The sequence below is a fragment of the Massilia scottii genome, from assembly GCF_030846495.1.
Lineage (GTDB): Bacteria > Pseudomonadota > Gammaproteobacteria > Burkholderiales > Burkholderiaceae_D > Telluria_A > Telluria_A violaceinigra.
Genome location: NZ_JAVCWM010000069.1, coordinates 1 through 1,490 on the forward strand (window position 1 = coordinate 1; position 1,490 = coordinate 1,490).

At 53.0% G+C, this 1,490-nt stretch carries 1 rRNA gene; it reads right to left on the bottom strand.

Annotation, left to right across the window (positions count from 1 at the left end):
* Positions 1-1,439 (bottom strand): 16S ribosomal RNA (locus RBA41_RS33300); the annotation flags it as partial.
* Between the last annotated feature and the right edge of the window lie 51 nt (positions 1,440-1,490).

The window sequence follows — 1,490 nt, forward strand, 5'->3', positions numbered from 1 at the left end:
CGGTTAAGCTACCTACTTCTGGTAAAACCCGCTCCCATGGTGTGACGGGCGGTGTGTACAAGACCCGGGAACGTATTCACCGCGACATGCTGATCCGCGATTACTAGCGATTCCAACTTCATGTAGTCGAGTTGCAGACTACAATCCGGACTACGATACACTTTCTGGGATTAGCTCCCCCTCGCGGGTTGGCGGCCCTCTGTATGTACCATTGTATGACGTGTGAAGCCCTACCCATAAGGGCCATGAGGACTTGACGTCATCCCCACCTTCCTCCGGTTTGTCACCGGCAGTCTCATTAGAGTGCTCTTTCGTAGCAACTAATGACAAGGGTTGCGCTCGTTGCGGGACTTAACCCAACATCTCACGACACGAGCTGACGACAGCCATGCAGCACCTGTGTTACGGCTCTCTTTCGAGCACACCTCGATCTCTCGTGGCTTCCGTACATGTCAAGGGTAGGTAAGGTTTTTCGCGTTGCATCGAATTAATCCACATCATCCACCGCTTGTGCGGGTCCCCGTCAATTCCTTTGAGTTTTAATCTTGCGACCGTACTCCCCAGGCGGTCTACTTCACGCGTTAGCTGCGTTACCAAGTTAATTAAAACCCGACAACTAGTAGACATCGTTTAGGGCGTGGACTACCAGGGTATCTAATCCTGTTTGCTCCCCACGCTTTCGTGCATGAGCGTCAATCTTGACCCAGGGGGCTGCCTTCGCCATCGGTGTTCCTCCACATCTCTACGCATTTCACTGCTACACGTGGAATTCTACCCCCCTCTGCCAGATTCTAGCCTTGCAGTCTCCATCGCAATTCCCAGGTTGAGCCCGGGGATTTCACGACAGACTTACAAAACCGCCTGCGCACGCTTTACGCCCAGTAATTCCGATTAACGCTTGCACCCTACGTATTACCGCGGCTGCTGGCACGTAGTTAGCCGGTGCTTATTCTTCAGGTACCGTCATTAGCAGAGGATATTAGCCTCCACCGTTTCTTCCCTGACAAAAGAGCTTTACAACCCGAAGGCCTTCTTCACTCACGCGGCATTGCTGGATCAGGCTTTCGCCCATTGTCCAAAATTCCCCACTGCTGCCTCCCGTAGGAGTCTGGACCGTGTCTCAGTTCCAGTGTGGCTGGTCGTCCTCTCAGACCAGCTACTGATCGATGCCTTGGTAGGCCTTTACCCCACCAACTAGCTAATCAGATATCGGCCGCTCCAGGAGCATGAGGTTCTTGCGAAGCCCCCACTTTCATCCTTAGATCGTATGCGGTATTAGCGTAACTTTCGCTACGTTATCCCCCACTCCAGGGTACGTTCCGATATATTACTCACCCGTTCGCCACTCGCCGCCAGGTTGCCCCGCGCTGCCGTTCGACTTGCATGTGTAAGGCATGCCGCCAGCGTTCAATCTGAGCCAGGATCAAACTCTTCAGTTCAATCTCTGTTTAATGTCCTTGCGGACAGATCGCTCACTCAAAATACTGACA